General features: G+C 62.4%; 11 protein-coding genes. 10 read left to right on the forward strand and 1 reads right to left on the reverse strand.

The window, feature by feature from the left end; translation table 11 throughout:
- The first annotated feature begins 32 nt into the window (after positions 1-32).
- From T8K17_RS08505 to T8K17_RS08515, 3 genes are all read left to right on the forward strand, one after another.
- Positions 33-1,196, forward strand: coding sequence for a methyltransferase domain-containing protein (locus tag T8K17_RS08505; protein ID WP_322334070.1), 1,164 nt, complete (start codon positions 33-35; stop codon positions 1,194-1,196).
- On the forward strand, positions 1,193-2,194 hold the full coding sequence (locus tag T8K17_RS08510; protein ID WP_322334071.1) for an FkbM family methyltransferase: 1,002 nt from the start codon (positions 1,193-1,195) through the stop codon (positions 2,192-2,194). Before T8K17_RS08505 ends, T8K17_RS08510 begins: the two co-directional genes overlap by 4 nt.
- A gap of 79 nt (positions 2,195-2,273) precedes the next feature.
- Positions 2,274-3,956 (forward strand): glycosyltransferase family 4 protein, encoded by a 1,683-nt coding sequence (locus T8K17_RS08515; RefSeq protein WP_322334072.1) that lies wholly within the window; start codon positions 2,274-2,276, stop codon positions 3,954-3,956.
- A 71-nt stretch (positions 3,957-4,027) separates the two neighbouring features.
- On the opposite strand, the gene T8K17_RS08520 is transcribed toward T8K17_RS08515, so the two are convergent.
- Positions 4,028-5,254 carry an FAD-dependent oxidoreductase gene (locus T8K17_RS08520; RefSeq protein WP_322334073.1) on the reverse strand — a complete coding sequence of 409 codons (1,227 nt, stop codon included), beginning with the start codon at positions 5,252-5,254 and terminating at the stop codon, positions 4,028-4,030.
- A 581-nt stretch (positions 5,255-5,835) separates the two neighbouring features.
- Here T8K17_RS08520 and T8K17_RS08525 point away from each other — a divergent pair.
- From T8K17_RS08525 to T8K17_RS08555, 7 genes are all read left to right on the forward strand, one after another.
- Complete coding sequence (locus T8K17_RS08525; protein WP_322334074.1) at positions 5,836-7,881, forward strand: calcium-binding protein; 2,046 nt, start codon at positions 5,836-5,838, stop codon at positions 7,879-7,881.
- A gap of 93 nt (positions 7,882-7,974) precedes the next feature.
- Positions 7,975-10,719, forward strand: coding sequence for a tetratricopeptide repeat protein (locus tag T8K17_RS08530; RefSeq protein ID WP_322334075.1), 2,745 nt, complete (start codon positions 7,975-7,977; stop codon positions 10,717-10,719).
- A gap of 5 nt (positions 10,720-10,724) precedes the next feature.
- Entirely contained in the window at positions 10,725-11,288 is a 564-nt protein-coding gene (locus T8K17_RS08535) for a hypothetical protein (RefSeq protein WP_322334076.1), read from the forward strand.
- Positions 11,289-11,291: 3 nt separating this feature from the next.
- On the forward strand, positions 11,292-12,965 hold the full coding sequence (locus T8K17_RS08540; protein ID WP_322334077.1) for a tetratricopeptide repeat protein: 1,674 nt from the start codon (positions 11,292-11,294) through the stop codon (positions 12,963-12,965).
- A 376-nt stretch (positions 12,966-13,341) separates the two neighbouring features.
- Positions 13,342-15,066, forward strand: coding sequence for a type I secretion system permease/ATPase (locus T8K17_RS08545; RefSeq protein ID WP_322334078.1), 1,725 nt, complete (start codon positions 13,342-13,344; stop codon positions 15,064-15,066).
- A 31-nt stretch (positions 15,067-15,097) separates the two neighbouring features.
- A complete protein-coding gene (locus T8K17_RS08550) occupies positions 15,098-16,450 on the forward strand; it encodes an HlyD family type I secretion periplasmic adaptor subunit (protein ID WP_322334079.1) in 1,353 nt (450 codons plus the stop codon).
- Positions 16,451-16,658: 208 nt separating this feature from the next.
- On the forward strand, positions 16,659-18,338 hold the full coding sequence (locus tag T8K17_RS08555; protein ID WP_322334080.1) for a hypothetical protein: 1,680 nt from the start codon (positions 16,659-16,661) through the stop codon (positions 18,336-18,338).
- The last annotated feature ends 51 nt before the right edge of the window (positions 18,339-18,389 follow it).

The following is an 18,389-nucleotide window of genomic DNA, read 5'->3' on the forward strand; positions in this document are numbered from 1 at the left end:
ATGACGCGTGTGTCCCGAAGAGAGGCGCCAGAATGGCGGATGTTTGCCCGATTTGCGAGGCGGAAGGCGCGCCGGTTGTCTACCGCGCGGAGGCGCAGCTCTTCTGGGTCGTTTCGGATCCGGCGCTGACCGACCGGTTCGCGGATATCGCGCTGCGCCAGTGCCGGGACTGCGGCCACGTCTTTCACAGCGATCTGGGGGCGGACACAATCGACGAGATCTACCGCCGTCAGGCTCTCACCAACCGACCCGTCTCGGCAGCCATGGCCCAGCGTTACGAGACCCTCATCGCGATGCTGGGAAGCGAACGGCTGGTCGGCCGGCGCATTCTCGAGGTCGGCGGCGGTACCGGCTCGCTGGCGCTGCTTCTGGCGGGACTCGGCAGCGAGGTTACGGTAGTGGAGCCGAACGAGTCGCTGCCCGATCTGTTGGCGGAGGGCGAGGAAAGCATCCGGCTGATCAACGCGTTCTTCGGCCCCGATACTCTGGACGAGACGTTCGACGGGGTGATCTGCCGGCAGGTGGTAGAGCATATCGCCGACATCCGGCCTTTCGTGCGGGCGCTGGCGGCCGCGGCGGCGCCGGGAGGGTTCGTCTATCTGGAAGTGCCGACCCTGGAATTCATCGCCGAGACCGGCGCCTATATGGATGTGCACGTCCAACATCTCCACTACCTCGACGCCGCCGCGCGGGAGCGGCTGCTGGCCGATGCCGGACTGGCGGTGGTGGCGACCCACCAGATCCTGGGGGGACACGATATCGGCGTTCTGGCGGTGCCTTCCACCGGCGCTTCCCGGACCCTTAGCGGCTTCGCGCGCACGGACCTCAGCCTCGTGCCGGAGCGGCGCGATCTCCATCGCCGCGCCCTGGCCGAGGTCGCCGGCCGGCCCGAGCGCAGCGCGGTCTATGCCGCCACGTCCCAGGGGGTGACCTTCTACGCGCAGTTCCCGCCGGATCGCGCGCCCAACGCCTTTATCGACGACAATCCCGACACGATCGGCCGTCTCGCTTACGGCCGCGGCGGGCCGGTGACGATCCAGGCCCGAAATCGAGTTCTTCTGGACGGGCTGGACGATATCTTCATCGGCGCCTATCACCATGAAGCCTCGATCGCGGAGAAGCTGGCAGCCGACGGTTACCGCGGCCGGCTTTGGTCGATCGATCCCCATCGGCCCACCATCGAGCGCCTGTCATGACCGTGGAGACCGACGCGCCGCTGACCGACCTCTGGACCACCGCGGTGGTGGATGTCGGTGCGCGGTATGGGATCCATCCGTCCTGGCGTGGTTTCGAGGCGCCGCTTGCCTACGACATGTACGAGCCGGAGCCTGAAGAGGCCGCCCGTCTCACCGCCAAATACGCCTCCCGGCCCGAGGTGTCAGTCCACCCCTGCGCCCTGGGGGGGCAGCCCGACACGACCGCCACCCTGTGGCTGACCGCCCATCGCGGCTATGCGGGGGCGCACAAGCCGAACCCCGACAGCCTGTGGTTCGGCCAGGTCCGCCCCGAGGAAGGGGCGGTCGAGGGAGCTTTGGAGGTGCCCTGCACCACGCTGGACCGTGCCTTCGCCGAGCGCGGCCGGAGGGCTGATTTCCTGAAGGTCGACGTGGAAGGGGAGGAGCGCGCGGTTCTGGAGGGCGGGGCGCGGACCCTGGACCGGGTTCTGGCTCTGCGGGTGGAAGTGCAGTTCGACGAGTCGTTCGAACGCCAGACCGCCTCCGAGATCCTTCAGCACCTGATCGACGGCCACCGGTTCCGGCTGATGCGATTCGACTATGCCGGCCGCGGCCAACCGCTGAGCTATCTTGTGGGAGAGGAGAACTACGGCGTCCTGACGGGCTGCGACGCGGTCTTCGCCCGGCGGCCCGATACGGTTGCGGGCTGGGGCGGAGAGGCGGCCGTCGCGGGCCTGGCGAAGCTCGCCGTCTTCGCCCTGCGCAACGGCATGGCCGATTACGCGGTCGTCTGCCTGGAATATCTGGTCGAGACCGGGGGCTGGCCGGAAGGCGGCTCGGGGCGAGAGCCGCCGCTGCGGCGATACCTGCGCAAGCTCTTCACCCTCTCGGCGCTGCGGGCGCGGTCGGCCTCGGGCGACCTCTACGAGCGGGCCCGGGCCGATTACCGGCGCTTCTTCGGCGAGCCCATGCTGGAGCGCAATGCGGTGTTCGAGAGCGACTGGATGAACCCGGGATGAGCGCCGACGACGCGTCCGGGCCCGCGCGGCCCCGGCTCCGCTGCCGAATATATCGACGTGCAACAATAGGGATCGAGACGTGACCAGGACCAACGCGGCGCTGCTGTATCATCCGGAATCCTTCCAGATTAAGCGCAAGGAACTGAAAGGGCGGCATGTCGCCAGTGCGAGCTTCCTGGAGGGCTTCGTGCGCCACAGCGGCACCGATCGGATCGTCGGCGCCGTCTCCGACATGGCGTTCGGCGAGCCCTTCGCGCAGTCGGTCACGGAGTTCCGCGCCGGCAGAACCGACGGTCCCGTGCCGGAGGCCGAGACCGTCTCGGTGTCCGACCACGCCCGCCTCGGCGACGTCGGTATCCTGTTCTGCGGCGATCCCATTCTGTCCGGCCACGCCCAGCGGCGCGCCTCGGCGGGGCACCGTCGCTATTCCCTGTGCGGGATCACCCATACGATCTCCAGCAAGAGCGTGCAGACCGGTCTTGCCAGTTATCTCACAGCGCCGCTGCAGCCCTGGGACGCGCTGATCTGCACGTCGCGGGCCGTGCGGGACGTCGCCGAGGGGCTGCAGCGGCGCCACGCCGACCGGTTGGGGGCGGTCCACGGCACCAGGCCACGGATGAACGCCCGGCTGGAAACCATTCCCCTGGGCATGGATGCCACATTCTACGAAAGGCTCGGCGCCGACGCTGAGGCACGGGCCTCGATGCGGTCCCGTCTCGGGGTGGCGGAGGATGATATCGTCGTGCTGTTCCTCGGGCGGCTCGCCTTCCACGCCAAGGCGCATCCCTATCCCATGTATGTTGCCATGCAGCGGGCGCAGGAGCGCTTCAGGCAGGAGGGTCGCCGACTTCACTTCGTGATGACCGGCCAGTTTGCAAACGTCCATGTGGGGCCGAGCTTCCGCGACTCGGCGGCGGAGGCCTGCCCGGACGTCCCGGTGCATTTCATCGACGGCACGCCCGGGCCGGAGTCCTGGGCGAGCTGGGCGGCGGCCGATATCTTCCTGTCCCTCTCCGACAACATCCAGGAGAGCTTCGGCATCACCCCGATCGAGGCGATGGCCGCCGGTTTGCCCTGCGTGGTCAGCGACTGGGACGGGTACAAGGACACGGTACCCGACGGGGAGGTGGGATTCCGTATTCCCACCCGCATGGCCCCCGGCGGATTCGGCGGCGGTCTCGCCAGATCCTATGCGGACGACCAGACCACCTACGACCGGTTCATCGGCACCGTCTGTCTGATGACCGAGGTGGAGGTGGAGGCGGCTGCCCAGGCGATCTGGCGCCTGGCGACCAATCCCGAGATGCGCCGTCGTATGGGGGCGGCGGGGCAGGCCCGGGCGCGGACGGTCTATGACTGGTCGGTCATCGTTCCGCGGTACCAGGAACTCTGGTCGGAACTGGCCGAGATCCGCGCCAGCGCGCAGGAGTGTCCCCAGGGCCCGACCCAGCCGGCGCCGGTCCTGGAGGACCCGACCATGGTCTTCGCCGGGTTTGCATCCCAGCCGGTCACCGGGAGCACGCGTGTGACGGCGGTTCAGGAGTCCGGCGTGATCGATCGACTGCTGGCCAACGGCATGACCAACTTCACGCCCGGTCTCGTTCTCGAGGCTGACGCCTGCCGGGCGCTCCACGACAGGATCGCGGCCGGCGCATCGACGGTGTCCGCCCTGGCCGAGCCCGTCCCGGCCGACGACCGCGCCCGGCTCATCCGGACGGTTATCTGGCTGGCCAAGTTCGGGGTGGTCTCCCTGTCCCGCTGAACTCGGCTGGGGACGGCCCTCCTACCGAGGGGAACACCAGCTACTCGGCAGGTGCGGCGCGGTGGGGGGCGTCAGTCGGACCCGCTGCCGCCCGGCACGATGCCCTCATCCACCATGGTCTTGGTCAGCAGGTTCGGGGCCGACTGGTCGGCGCCGTAGATCGGCACCGGATGCGACAGCCCGCCGGCCGCGAGCTCCCGGGCGAAGGTCATCGCCTGCAGGATCAGGTCGTCGATGTCGATATACTTATAGCTCCCGGCCCGCCCCATCGAGACCACCCCGTCGGGCATCGCGTCGAAATACTGGTAGGCGCGGGCGATGTGCTTCTTGATCGGCAGCGGGTAGAGCCGGTTGGAGAAGCTGGGAATCTCGATACCGAGCAGGGTCGACGGCGCCTTGTGCTGGGTAAACTTCTTGTACTCGACGATCCGGGTATAGGGCTCGTCGCCGGCGTAATAGGTGAAGTAGGTCTTGTCGGGGAAGGCGTGCTCGACCGGCAGGATGATGGTGATGAAGTCGCGCCCGACGAACGGCAGTTCGCCGAAGGCGTTGTTCATCAACGTATCCGGCGCGATCGTGCTGACGATCAGGTCGTAGCCGTGCCACTCGCCGGCGATCTGTACCCGCTTGTTGGGGATGTCGAACCGCTCAATCTCGGTGCCGGTCTTCACGTTCACCTCGGCGGTGGCGACCTGGAAGTAGCGGTCGTAGCCGTCCGCGGCCAGCGGATAGGCGCTGATCGCGGTGTCCCAGCCCTCCCGCGAGCCGCTCTTGATCGCCACGCCCTTGGGCGACCAGCCGAAGTCGTCGAGCTCGGTGTTGCTGTCCACCTGCCACATCTTGCGGGAATAGCCGTCGACCATCTTGCGGTAGAGCGTGTCGCCGACCGACGCGCGCCAGTACTCCTCGAAGTTACGGGCGTTGTTCCAGCCGCGGATCTCCTGGGCTTCGGCGATCTCGCGGTGAATGTCGTCGCGCTCCGGCATGCGCGGCAGGTCGTCCTCGTGGATCGGGAAGGAATAGAAGTTCCTGTCCTTTTCGACATACGTAATGAACTCGTGGTCGAGTTTCCGCATCGGCACGATGGCGTTCAGATAGGCGAACAGGTCGTCGGAGGGGGTGAGGAAGTGCCTCGGCCCGAAGGTGAACGGGTGCCCGCCGCGCCAGTGGGTCTTCACCCCGCCGCCGAGAAACGGCGCGCGTTCCACCAGATCGATGTCCCAGCCCCCGAGCAGGGAGAGCTGATGGGCTGCGGCACAACCGGCAAATCCGCCGCCGATGACGAGAGCGCGTTTCATTCCATACTCACCTGTCTGTCCGACCCTCCAGGAGGCCGGCGACACCATCGTCCGAAACCGTCTGCGATGGCAACCGGAAGGGGCGCGACGGCGCCGGGCAAATGCTCCCCGCGAGACGCCCCGACGGGACCCGGTTTCCCGTTGGGGTTGTCCGATTCAGACCATTCCATGGCGCGTACCGGCCTAGTCTCGCGGTCCCGGGTGCTCGTCCGGGCCGTCGCCGCGCCCCGGCCAGGGTCAGCGAGCACTGATGCGTCCGGGCCACGATCCGCGAAATCCGGTGCTCTCGGAGCGACATACTCAGCAACGGCAGTTGACGGCTGCATGGGTTTGAGGCACCAATTGATCGCCTGCTGGGAATGCCTGTGTTCAAAACGCAACACGTGACGGCGCAACTAACTTTGACCGGGTGAACGAGCACCACAATGCGCTTGCATATCAATTCCATGGCAGGTAGGAACAAACTCGTAACGAGAGCGTGCAGACATTAAACTCGGGCACGCATAAGATATCGTGGTCTTGGGGAGCGGGGAGCCGTCTAGCGCCAAGGCTAGAACCAACACGTAGGAGTCAACGAGATCATGGCAACCTTCGTTTTTTCGACGATCACGGACGCCCAAGCTGCGGCGCTCACTACTGCGGATACCTTGCTGGTTGATACCGGCTCGGCCAGGAGCGTGGTTGTCAGTCAAGCGACGAATTCCACCACCCTTACCGTCGGCACGAAGTCGGTCACCGTACCGTTCGCGTCGAACACCCTGACGAATACCCAGATTCAGTTCACCGACCAGTCCTCTCTGGTCTTCGGTGACAACACCAACGGCACGATCAGCGACCCGCTGGCGAACCCCATCGCTGGTGCGACTGCCGGTTCCCAGATCCGCGGTTTCGACGGCAACGACAGCATCACCGCGCTGTCCGCTGCGGACCTCCTGTACGGCAACCAGGGTGACGACGTCGTCTCCGGTTCCGACGGCGCCGACACGATCTTCGGCGGCCAGGGTGCCGACACCATCGTGACCGCTTCCGGCGCGGCCGTCCTGTACGGTAACTTCGGCAACGACGTGATCACCGACGGCGAAGGCGCCGCGAAGATCTACGGCGGTCAGGGCAACGACACGGTCAATGCCGGTTCGGGCGCCGATCTGGTCTACGGCAACATCGGTGCTGACAGCATGGTCGGTGGTGCCGGTGCCGACACGATCTACGGTGGTCAGGACAATGACTCCGTGACCGGTGCGACCGCCGACGGCGCGGACCTGGTCTATGGTAACCAGGGTAACGACTCCATCACCGCCGGTGACGGCTCCGACACCGTCTACGGTGGCCAGGGCAACGACACCATCGCCCAGGCTTCGGGTGCCTCCGTCCTGTTCGGTAACGCCGGCAACGACAGCATCACCGGTAGCGCGCAGGCCGACACCATCCGTGGTGGCGACGGTAACGACGTGGTCGCCAACGGCGGCGGCAACGACGTGATCTACGGTAACGGCGGCACCGACACGGTCACCGTTTCGACCGGCAACGCGACCATCTTCGGTGGTCAGGGTGCTGACACGGTCACGATCGCGACCGGCAACTCCGTCGTGTACGGTAACCTCGGTGACGACAGCCTGACCGCTTCCGGCAGCGCCGCGGCTCTGTTCGGTGGTCAGGGTAACGACACCCTGGTCGACATCATCTCCGGTGGCGACATCGTTAACGGCGGCGTCGGCAACGACCTTCTGGTTCTCGGTTCCACGTCTGCTGCTCCGGCCACCGCCGCGACGATTGCGGGTGGAGACGGCACCGACACGATCTCTCTTGCCGGTAGCGGTAACTTCTCCGGCAGCACCGTCAGCGGTATCGAGACGATCGCCTTCACCTCGGCTGGTACTGTGACCCTGACGGGTGCGCAGGCTGCGACGATCACCACGATCGACGGCAGCGGCACGACGGGCACGACCGAACTGTCCATCGCTGGTGGCGGTTCGTCGAGCCTTGCTGCCACGACCCTGCAGGGTGTCGACGGCATCAACATCCTCTCCGGTGCTGTCCTGGTTGCGACCAGCGGTGCGGATCGGATCGTCGGTTCCATCTCCGGTGACCAGATCCTCGGCGGTCAGGGTGCTGATACGATCGATGCTGCCGGCGGTGCCGACAACGTCTTCGGTGGTGCGGGTGCCGATGTCGTCGTCATGACCGATGACAGCGTGTCCGACACGGTCGATGGCGGTGCCGATATCGACCAGTACATCTTCGATAACAGCTACTTCAACGTGGCTGGTAACGCGGGTTCGGTCGCTGCGGACGGTTCCGTCAACGGTTCGTTCGATGTCATCACCTTCGGTGCGGGCACGGGTGACCTGCTGAACTTCTCCGGCGTCAGCATGGCCAGCGCCGGCACGATCAGCACCTTCGTCGCCTACGCCGGTACGGGTGTCAGCTCGACGTTCCTCGCCAGCTTCTCGGCCTTCGCCTCGGCGCAGGGCAGCAGCACGGCGGTGTACTTCTTCAACACCGCGACCGACGTCCTCTACATCGGTAACAACGGCGGCACCGGCAACGTCGATGTCATCAAGCTGAACGGTGTGGATAGCGTGTCGGTCTCCGGCGGCGGCATCCTGAAGATCGAAACCCTCGGATAATCTCCATCCGAGAAGTCTCGAACTTCCAAAATATCTAAGTGAGGTAGAGCTTCGGCTCTACCTCATTCCTTTTTGAGCGTGAGTTGATTTGGAATGTCCGTCAAAGAACAGGTCGAGCATTTCTTTTCGTTGAACATGCCCGGTCAGGCGGAAGCTCTGATCCATCAATCCGCAGACCAGTTACCACTAAACGATTTGTATACACTTCTCGCCAGAGCTCAGTTCATGCGCGGGAAGATGGCCGGTGCTCGGAGCTACGCAACAAGATCCATCCGATTGGCGCCCGCGAACGCGGAAGCATGGCGCGTCCGCTCCCTTCCAGAGATTTCATCGCGCCAGCATGCGGAGGCGGCTCTCTGCCTCAAGGCGGCGTTGGTTCTGGATCCTCAATACGTGAGCGCCTACGCCACGGCGACGACCCACAGCCGGGCGTCGGGTAATATCGCCAACGCAGAAAGATTGAGTCGCCAGGCGGAGCTTGTCTCGCCGTTGTCGAACGAAGCATTGAGATCCCGCGCGGCTCTTCTTTTTGCTACCGAGAAGTTCGAAGAGGCGAACACGATTAACCGACGGGCGCTCATAACCGCTCCCAATATTGGTCGCCCGTACTACGTTCAGGCCCTCTTGGAGCAGCATTTTGGACGCCCCTACTACAGGGAAGCCGCGCGAGCTGTCACGATCCAGCCGACCGACGACGGACCCCGTGCGATGGTCGTCGAAACGCTGGCGACCAAAAATAGGACCAAGAAGCTCTTCCAGGAAATCCGCCGGTTAATTTTGACGAATCCGGAATTGGCCGTTGGCTATCTCTTCATGACCGCCAGCTCGGTCTGGGAGCACGCGAGTGTCAACCCATTACAGCAATTGAAGAAGTTGAAGCCATTCGGGCTCGACATGAATCAATGCGGCCGGCAGCTGGTCCTACGTCTGGCGGGGGCGGGCAAACAGGATGAAGCGCTTGGGGTGATGCGCTATCTGGTTTCTCTCGACCCGAACGACCGGACTGCCCCACTTTACCTCGGCGCGGCCTATAAAAACTTCGGTCGATATAAAGAGGCGGAGAAATTAGCCCGAGAGCTGGTGAATTCCGACAAGACAGATCCTAAGGCGTGGATGCTGTACTCGGATGTCCTCGCAACGCAGGGACATTACGCGGCGGCCGAACGCGTCTTGAGGGGCGGGCTAAAATTTACGAAGAAAGATCATTCGCTCTGGTCCCTGTATGGAACACAGCTCCGAGAGCAGGAAAGATACGGTAAATCGCTGAAGATGTTTCAGCGTGCCCTCTACGAGGCGCCCACTCACCTGCAGGCCTACGAGAACCTGGCGAACGCCTACGATCTCATTGGCAAGGAAGACCTGGTCACAAAATACTTCGAACGTGGGCTGCGCTTCGGTGCAAAGACCGCGCAGGGGATCGCAGCGCTGTCCGGGCTCACACTACAGGCTGGTGACATAGAAGGTGCCCTCGAGAGAGCGCAAGAGGCGCTCGACCTTGACCCGCTCGAAGACAAAGCCGTCGATGCCTATGTGAAGGCAGCCCATGCGAACGAACGGCACCGAGAGGCGCTCGCCGTTGCGGAAGCGCAATACAAGCGGTTTCCGAAAAACATCTCGGTCATGTCGAGATATGCGTCGTCGCTGGCGCGGGCCGGCGAATTCGATAACGCCATAGCGTTCCTGGAAAGCAAGATCGTCCTATACCCACGATCGATCCACTTGGCGCGAGCCTACTGGAACGCGTGGATGCGGGCCGGAGACTATCGCCGTGCCCTCAAGACCTATACCCGAAGCAGCCGGCTTCAGGCGGAAAAGCCAAAGAACCAGTCCGGCCTGGCAATGCAGCTCCTTGCGCTGGGACATTGGGGGCCTGGGTTTGACCTTTACGAGACGGGATTCGAGCAGATAAAGCGTGGCCGCGGTTTGAAGCGCAAGTTCAAGCAACCCCGTTGGGAAGGTGAAGATCTCACCGGTAAATCTATCGCCATCCATTCCGAGCAGGGCGTTGGCGACGAGATCATGTTTGCGACGATGGTGTCCGACGTCGTCAAATGGGCCGATAAGGTCTATTTGGAGGGAACCAAGCGCGTGACCGACCTCTATAAGAGGGCGTTCCCCGGGACTCAGATATTCCATAACCGTGAATCACGTCCTTACGAGGACAACCAGGACATCGACTACTTCGTTCCTATCGGAAGTCTTGGAAGGTACCTGAGGCGCTCGACGTCGTTGTTTGGCAGAAACCGTCCGTTTCTGCAGCCCAATCCCGAGCTGAGCCAAGCTCTCCGACAAAAGTACAAGGCAGCGTACGGTGGAAACCTGATTGTCGGCGTCGGCTGGCGCGGTGGCTCTGCTGCATTGAGGCGCCTTCGCCGGTCGTTCCAGGCACGGGACCTTTTGCCGATCCTGAAAGTACCAGGGGTCACGTTCGTCTGCGTCCAATATGGTGACGTCGAGCAGGAAATCCGCGAGGTCAACGATGAACTCGATCAGGATCTCATCTACGATTCGACGGTCGACCCATTGAAGGATCTTGTGGCCTCGGCGAGCCAGATTGCGGCATGCGATCTAGTGATTTCTGCGACGAATGCTGGCGTGCATACCGCCGGCGGGCTCGGCGTCCCCTGCTGGTCATTGGTCCCCTTCGAGAGTGATTGGCGCTGGACGCTTGGACGAGACGATGTCGTCTGGTACCCAGGCATGCGCGTCTTCCGCCAGACGACGATCGATGAAACCTGGGGTGAAGTGATCGGGCGTGTGAAGGCCGAGTTCGACGCGCTTCTCAACGGCGATCACGATCGCCTACGATCCCCGCCGGCTAGCGATTTGGAATGGTAGTACCCATGGATCAACTGACCCCCAATTCGGTGATCAAGAGCGTTCGGTCTTTCAGGCGAGACGGCGGCATTGCGCTTGTGGAATGCGACACCTTGGACGGCGAGAAAGTCACCCTCCGTTTCGATATCCGCTACCTTTGGTCCGTGGCCGCCGATATGCGGACCGCCTCGATCGATCTCATCGCTCCCGTCCCGGAAGCCTTGAGGGCGGCTTTGGGGTCGGAGGCCGACGAGGAAGAAGAAGAAGCCTCGACGAAGAAGAGCACATCCGCTTCCGAGGGCGCTGAGGAGCCCCGAAGTGGCTTTGCGGGACTGGAGCAGGCCTGGACTCTTTGCGACAGCCTTAACGACGCGCAGCTCTCCAGCCCGAAAGAAGCTCCGGAAGCGGTCTTTTCCCGCATTGCTTCGGGCCATTTCCTGCTCGATGCCGACGCAGGGCTGACGGCGCTCGACTCCGGATATGAGGTCCCTCTGAAAAACGAGTTCAAGCTCGTCTACCGCACGCAGACAAAGGACTGGATCCCCGATCGTCGGGACAAGGCCCCGGAGCCCGGAGCCGAAGTCAGCTGATCGATGGCAGCCGAGACCGTAAAGGCGATCCTCGATCGGGCCGTTCTCGCCCACAGACGGGGTGAGGAGGAGGCCGCGCTCTCCCTGTACGAGCAGGTTCTCAAGGCCGACCCGATCAACGCATCCGCCAATTCGAACCTGGCGATTATTTTGCGTCGAAAGGGTCAGATCGATCGCGCCGCCGCCTGCCTGCAGCGCTCCGTACTTGTCATGCCGAAGCTCGCTGCCGGATACAACAACCTCGGCAACCTGCTGCGGGAAAACGGACACCGCGACAAGGCCCCCACTCAGAACAAGCGCTGCATCGTCCTGTCGCCGTTCTACGCGGAAGGCTTGAACAACCTCGGCCTGTCAATGCCGGATACGGAACTGGAGAAGCGTGTCCAGGTCTATCGCAAGTCCTTGATCCTGAAACCGGACTACCCTGAAGCCTGGCTCAATCTCGCCAATGTGTCCGGCGCGAACCGCTTGACGATGACGGACCCGACTGCCGGTCGGTACTACCGCCGCACACTGCTTCTCAACCCGACCTATGCAACGGCGGTGAGCAGCTACGGCGTCTACCTGGCGAGTGTCGGGCATCTTTCCGAAGCGACGCGCCTCCAGGAAGAGGCGCTCCGGCTCGACCAGAACTACGAAGAAGCCTACTTCAATCTGGCCCTCTACTACCTGCTGGCAGGGCGCTACCACGAGGGCTTTTCCCTCTACGAGCACGGGATCGGCGGCCGGTCGGCGGATTCGAAGAGAGGTCATCGCCGCCGGGTCGGGCAGCCCAGGTGGAATGGTGAGCCGCTCGCGGGCAAGACGATCCTGGTCACTGCCGAGCAGGGCGTCGGCGACGAGATCATGTTCTCGTCCGTGCTTCCCGAACTCATCCGACGCGCCAAGCACGTGTATCTGGAAAGCACGCCGCGACTGGCGCCCATCATGCGGCGATCCTTTCCGCGCGCCACGATCTTCGCCTACAACCCGGCGAACCCGTCCCCTCTGCTCGGCGATCGTCGGATCGACTATTCCGTGCCGCTGGGATCCTTGCCGCTGTATTTTCGGAAGTCGCTTGCCGATTTCGGTAAGCAGCGGCCCTACGCCATTCCCAAAGCCTCTCTGGCCCGCCATTTCCGTCACAAATACAAGACGATGTTCCCGGGAAAGCTGCTTGTCGGCTTCTCCTGGCGCGGCGGGAGCGGCCTGCTGCGATCCCGGACCAGATCGCTCGATCAGGACTCCTTCGAGGGGCTTCTGAGCCACGAGGGGGTTCAGGCGATCTCGTTGCAGTACGGCGTCAAGGAAGAGGAGAAGGCTTGGTTCCAGAAGGAATCCCGCAGCAGCTTCTTCTATGACGACACCGTCGAGCCGCTCGAGAGCATGGATCTGGCGATGGCGCAGATCGCGGCCATGGATGTCGTGATATCCGTTACCAACGCCGCCGTTCATTGCGCCGGCGCGTTGGGAGTTCCCTGCTGGATCCTGGTGCCGCATATCAGCGACTGGAGATGGACCTGGGGCCGCACCGATGTGCCGTGGTATCCGGGCATGCGCTCGTATCGCCAAGAATCGGTCGGCGACTGGGAGGCACCTCTGACACAAATTCGCCGAGATCTCGCTGCATTATTGGCAGACGGCAAGGGGCTCAAGGCAGAGCCCGCGCCCGATATGGACTGGCGGGGGGATCTATAGCCGTCAGGTGCCCGACCTGAACGCAGCGTTTTATGAGCGATCTGGCCCGCCCCCCCCGATAAGTTGTGAGTGTGCGCGGCGGTATGTCCGGGCGATCGAATAACGGGTATAGTATAGGGGGGTGGTGACGATCCCCGGCTGTGAACGATGTACTGCGGGCCGGAGACTCTTTTCCGATCGCGCTAGGCCATGATCGGCGCTTCCAAACGTCACGGGGCGGAAGCGATCACCATGGTTGCCCATCCGGCGGCGAGAGCGTAGATGAGGTCAGTTTGGCCGATGGCTGCACAGCGACAGCCTAGACTATCCGAGAGTATAGGGTTGACGACTAGCTTCCCTGCCTCGGCACGGAACGTTGTAGACAGGATATCCTTTCATGGCCGGTAACAGCGACATCTCGGGCGGCATTCTCGCAGAGATCAAAGGCGTCGTATATTCGACCTGCGTTTCGGTCGGAGTCTTCAGTTTCTTTACGAATCTGCTGATTCTGGTCGTGCCTCTCTACATGTTGCAGATCTACGACCGGGTGCTATCGACGCGAAGTGGCGATACCCTCGCCGCGATCACGATCATCGCCCTGGTCATGGTGGTGATCCATGTCAGTCTGGAATATGCGCGCGACCGCTTCCTGGCGGCGACGAGCTTAGTGACTGACGAAAAGCTCCGCGGACGAGTCTTCGATGCCGTCGGTCATGAATATCAGCGGACCCGTGAGCCCCAGGTCACTCGGGCGATATCGGATCTGGATCAGGTCAGACAGTTTCTGACAGGCCGCGCCCTGATCTCTCTGGTCGATGCACCTTGGGCGATCGTCTTCGTCGCGGTTCTGTTCATGCTGCACGAAGCCCTGGGCATGTTCGCCGTGGGCGTCATCCTGCTGATGATCGGTGTCGGGCTATATTCCGAGTTCCGGACCAAGAAAGCCATTCTCGACGAGCACCGAGAATCTAAAAAGGCCAGCATCGTCATCGAGCGGAGCATCCGGAATTTCGATGCTCTGATCTCCATGGGCATTATGGCGAACTTCAAGGATATCTGGGCAAAACGGCATGCCGAGGCAATCAGTCTTTCCCAAGGCAACCTTAAGACTCACGCCAATATTTCGCTGACCTCGCACGGCATCCGCCAACTTGCCCAGATTATGATCCTGTGTATCGCGGCGTATCTCGCGATCACAGATCACATCAGTCCCGGTATGCTGATCGCCGCGAACATCCTGTTCCTGCGGGCGATCGGTCCGTTCGAAGGTGCGATCGGTGTCTGGCAGAACATCGTCCGCTTCCGCGACTCGTTCGGCCGTCTGCGGAAGGTCTTCGACCGACTGGACAGCTCGGTTGGGTCGCGCGACCTGCCGGCACCGACCGGTCGGATCCGTCTGGAAGACCTGGTGGTCATTCCCCCAGGCTCGAAGAATGCGGTTCTGGCGCGAGTCAATCTGTCGATCGAAGCGGGAGAGGTTATCGCCGTCACCGGCCCCAGCGGGGCGGGGAAATCGACCATGCTGAAGACCATCGTCGGCGCCTGGCTACCCGACCGCGGCAAGGTCCGGTACGACGGTTTCGACATCAATGATTGGGACCCGGCAAAGCGCGGGCTTCACATTGGTTATCTGCCGCAGGACGTGGAGCTGTTCGACGGAACGGTCGCCGACAACATTGCCCGCTTCCAGCCCGACGCTCCGATGGAGCAGATTATCGCGGCTGCGACAAAGGCCGGCGTTCACGATCTCGTCCTGTCGTTGCCCTCAGGGTACGAAACGCCCCTTGGGGTGTACGGAGCCAGTCTTTCTGGCGGCCAGCGGCAGCGGGTCGGCCTGGCGCGGGCTCTCTACGGCGAGCCGAAGATCATCGTGCTCGACGAACCCGATGCCAGCCTGGATACCAGCGGACTTCTGACGCTGAAGGAGAAGCTGGCCGAACTGAAGCAGCAGAGCGCCACCATCATCCTGGCGACACACAATGTTCAACTTTTGAACATCGTTGACCGTATTCTGGTGGTCAAGGGAGGCCGGATCGAACGGGATGGAGACAGGGATTCCCTGATCAAGAGTCTCACGAAGCCCGTGCCCGTGCGCGCGCCGAACAAGGCCGCAGAAGCCTGATCCGACTGCATCGACTGGAAAGTTCCTCACTATGGCTATGGCTCAGACATTGCGTTCGACTTTCGGCTCCAAGGATCGATCGACCCGAAGAGACCCCCGAACCGTTCCGCTCTGGATGGGGATCTTTCTTATTTTCGCGATCTTCGGGAGCTTTCTGGTCTGGGCTGCGCTGACCTGGCTGGATCGGGGTGTGACCACATCCGGTCGGGTGCAGATCGAGACGGAACGTCTGACCATCAGTACTCTGATCGGCGGCCGCGTGAACGAGGTCTTCGTCAAGGAGAACGAGTTTGTCACGGCGGGGACCGTTCTTCTGACCCTGGAGACGGAGGAGGAGAAGGAGAGATTGAACCTTCTGCGCTATCAGCTCCTCTCCAACCAGCTCGAGCAGGCACGCCATCAGGCCATGATCAGCGATCTGGATCAGATCGACGTGAGTCGTTGGGCCACGGAACGCGCCTCTTCGCCCGAGCTGGCCGCCCTGATCGACGGCCAGATCGCCCTGTTCAAGTCCGACCGGCAGTCGCTGGAGCAGCAACTTGAGATCCTCGAATCCCGTAAACAGCAGACGGAGGAGGGTATCGAGGGGCTCCGGGCGCGCCGTACGGCGGTCGGCACGCAGCTCTCTCTGGTTTCCGAGGAGCTGGACGGGATGCGTTATCTCTCCGAGAAGGGTTATGTGCCGAAAACCCGCGTGCTGGCCTTGGCCCGCGCGGAGGCCGGTCTGGTCGGGGAACGTGCTCAGCTTCTGTCCGAGATCACCCTGCGCCAGAACCAGATGGGTGAGATCGATAAATCCATTCTCCAGCTCAAGACTGAAGCGGTGCGCAACGCCTCGACCCGGCTGGACGCGTTAAAGCGCCAGGAATCCGAGCTCAAGTACAACATCGCGGTGGCTGAGCAGGATCAGGACAACAAGGTTATCGTCAGCCCCCATGACGGCATCGTACTGGGCCTATCGGTGTTTCACTCGGACCACATTGTGGGCGCCGGGAAGCCGCTCATGTATATCGTCCCGGAAGACGAGCAGTTGATCATCGGCGCAAAGATCGGTTCTGGGGACATCGAGGGTATCTATCAGGACATGCCGGTCGAGGTCCGCGTGAAGACCTCCTCCGGCCTGAAGGCGGCCCGCCGCAGCCCGCTGCTGCTCGGCCATGTGGAAGAGGTTTCCCCAGACGTTCTCAACGATCCTCAGAGCGGCCTGGACTATTATGAAGTGAAGGTGGCGATCGAGCCCGGCGAGTGGAAGAAGCTCGAGGGTGTTCGGGTCATTCCTGGGATGGGGGCGGATCTGCTGTTCAAGGCCGGCCGTCGATCGGTCCTCGACTTCCTGGTGTCGCCGTTGTCGTTCATCTTCGAGCGGGGCATGGCGGTTCCCTGATATCGGGGGACGGCTCGGTTCGGACAGAGGCGGCGGTGGCTCGGCCCCCGCCGCCTGTCGTTGCTGCCTGAACAGCGCCGGGTTTCGTGGGCGCGACGCGCCGTGCCCAGCGATAATCTCCTCCTAAAACCACCGGCGCTATGCTATGAGCGGTACCCGCAAGAACCCTGATCGCTTACACGGCTTTTCCAAATCCGCGAGTTAAAATATGTCGAAGATTAATCTGGAGAGCGCGGAGTTTCGCGTTAATTCTCAAAATGGCGAAGATGGTATTCTGGAAGTACTTTCTTCACATTTGAAGAAGCCGGAAAAGACCTTTCTGGAGATCGGTTGTTCTGACGGGCGCGAGAACAACTCGACGTATCTCCTTAAAAAGGGGTGGAGCGGTCTCGGCATCGATATGGATGACGACAAAATTGCCCAATTTGCCAAGATGGGCAACGAGATGGGCTGGTCCAAACAGCTCCGACTGGCGGCCGGCGCCGTATCGTACTCCACGGTCGAAAAGGTGATGGGGATCTTCGGCAGCGCTGAGCCCGACATCTTCTCGTTGGATATCGACAGCATCGACTATTACGTCATGCACAAGTTTCTCGAGGATGGTTTTCGGCCCAAGATCATCTGCGCCGAATTCAACCCGTTCCTCGGGGACGACCCGATCACCGTCGAGTACAACGAAGCCTTTCGCCGGTACGAGTTCGATCCGCAGCGCGGCCTGTATTTCGGCGTTTCTCTGAACGCCTACCGGCACTTGGTCGAGCCCTACGGCTACAAATTCGTCGGCGTGAACAAGGACGGCTGCAACGTCTTCTTCGTGCGCGAGGACGCCTACGAGGCCGAGACGCTCGATCGGTTCGAGTTTCTGGATTTCGCCTACACCACCGTCTTCGTGAACAAATACAAGATGTCCGGCGAGGCTCTGCGCGACGAGCTGTTGGCGCGGCCGAACCTGAAGTTCGTCGACGTCCGCACGCTTGATGTCGAGGCTGCGGCCAAGGCCTACATCGCGACCAAGCCGAAGCCGGCTCCGGAGGCCGCCGCACCGGCGAAGCGACCGGCGGCCGCTGCTGCGCCCCTGGTCGATGAATCGCTGGAGGCGCCTGTCTACCACGGGGTGACGACGTTCCATGCCGAAGGGTTCGAGAAGCACGGCAAGGAATTCATCGAGTCGTTCGAGCGGCACTGGCCGGAGGGAACCAAACTCTGGGTGATGGCCGAAAACTGCCAGCCGCCTCAAACCGACAAGGTGCAGATCCGCGACCTGCTGGACTCCTGCCCGGCCCTCGTCGAGTTCAAGCAGCGCCACGCCTCCAACCCGGGGGCCCGCGGACGCTTTGGTCGGATCTACGACTACCAGCTCGATTCGGTTCGCTGGAGCCACAAGGTCTATGCCGTCGAGGCTGCGGCGGAGTTTTCCGACGCCGACATCCTGATCTATGTCGATGCCGACATCGTTTGTTTTCAGGACATGCCACTGTCGTTCCTGAACGGCCTGATGCCGTCGTGGGCCGATATCGGATACATGCCCCGAAAGAAGATGTATTCCGAATGCAGCTTCGTTCTGTACCGCATCAAGCGGCCGGAAGTGCGGAACTTCATCAGAGAGCATTCGTCCTATTACACCACCGACAAGATCTTCACCCTGCCGCGCTGGACGGACTGTCATATTTTCGACCGGCTGGTTCAGGAGTACACCCGCGACCGGCGGCTTAAATTCTATAATCTGAACGAGGGAATCCCCGATTCCATGCACCCGTTCATCAACGGTCCGCTCGGTGGATATATGGACCACCTGAAGGGTGCCCGGAAGGATGGCGGTCAGTCCTACGCGTCCGACCTCATCGTCCAACGGGACGAGGCGTATTGGGCGAATTCGCGCCAGAAGTGAGCGCGGCGGACCAGCCGACCAGTCAGACAAGCCAAACCGTGTGAGAGATAT

It is taken from the genome of Thalassobaculum sp. OXR-137 (assembly GCF_034377285.1).
Taxonomy (GTDB): Bacteria; Pseudomonadota; Alphaproteobacteria; order Thalassobaculales; family Thalassobaculaceae; genus Thalassobaculum.

Coding starts and splice junctions, on each gene's coding strand:
- T8K17_RS08525 (WP_322334074.1), top strand. CDS start 5,836: ATGGCAACCTTCGTTTTTTCGACGATCACGGACGCCCAAGCTGCGGCG.
- T8K17_RS08545 (WP_322334078.1), top strand. CDS start 13,342: ATGGCCGGTAACAGCGACATCTCGGGCGGCATTCTCGCAGAGATCAAA.
- T8K17_RS08505 (WP_322334070.1), top strand. CDS start 33: ATGGCGGATGTTTGCCCGATTTGCGAGGCGGAAGGCGCGCCGGTTGTC.
- T8K17_RS08520 (WP_322334073.1), bottom strand. CDS start 5,254: ATGAAACGCGCTCTCGTCATCGGCGGCGGATTTGCCGGTTGTGCCGCA.
- T8K17_RS08555 (WP_322334080.1), top strand. CDS start 16,659: ATGTCGAAGATTAATCTGGAGAGCGCGGAGTTTCGCGTTAATTCTCAA.
- T8K17_RS08535 (WP_322334076.1), top strand. CDS start 10,725: ATGGATCAACTGACCCCCAATTCGGTGATCAAGAGCGTTCGGTCTTTC.
- T8K17_RS08510 (WP_322334071.1), top strand. CDS start 1,193: ATGACCGTGGAGACCGACGCGCCGCTGACCGACCTCTGGACCACCGCG.
- T8K17_RS08530 (WP_322334075.1), top strand. CDS start 7,975: ATGTCCGTCAAAGAACAGGTCGAGCATTTCTTTTCGTTGAACATGCCC.
- T8K17_RS08540 (WP_322334077.1), top strand. CDS start 11,292: ATGGCAGCCGAGACCGTAAAGGCGATCCTCGATCGGGCCGTTCTCGCC.
- T8K17_RS08550 (WP_322334079.1), top strand. CDS start 15,098: ATGGCTATGGCTCAGACATTGCGTTCGACTTTCGGCTCCAAGGATCGA.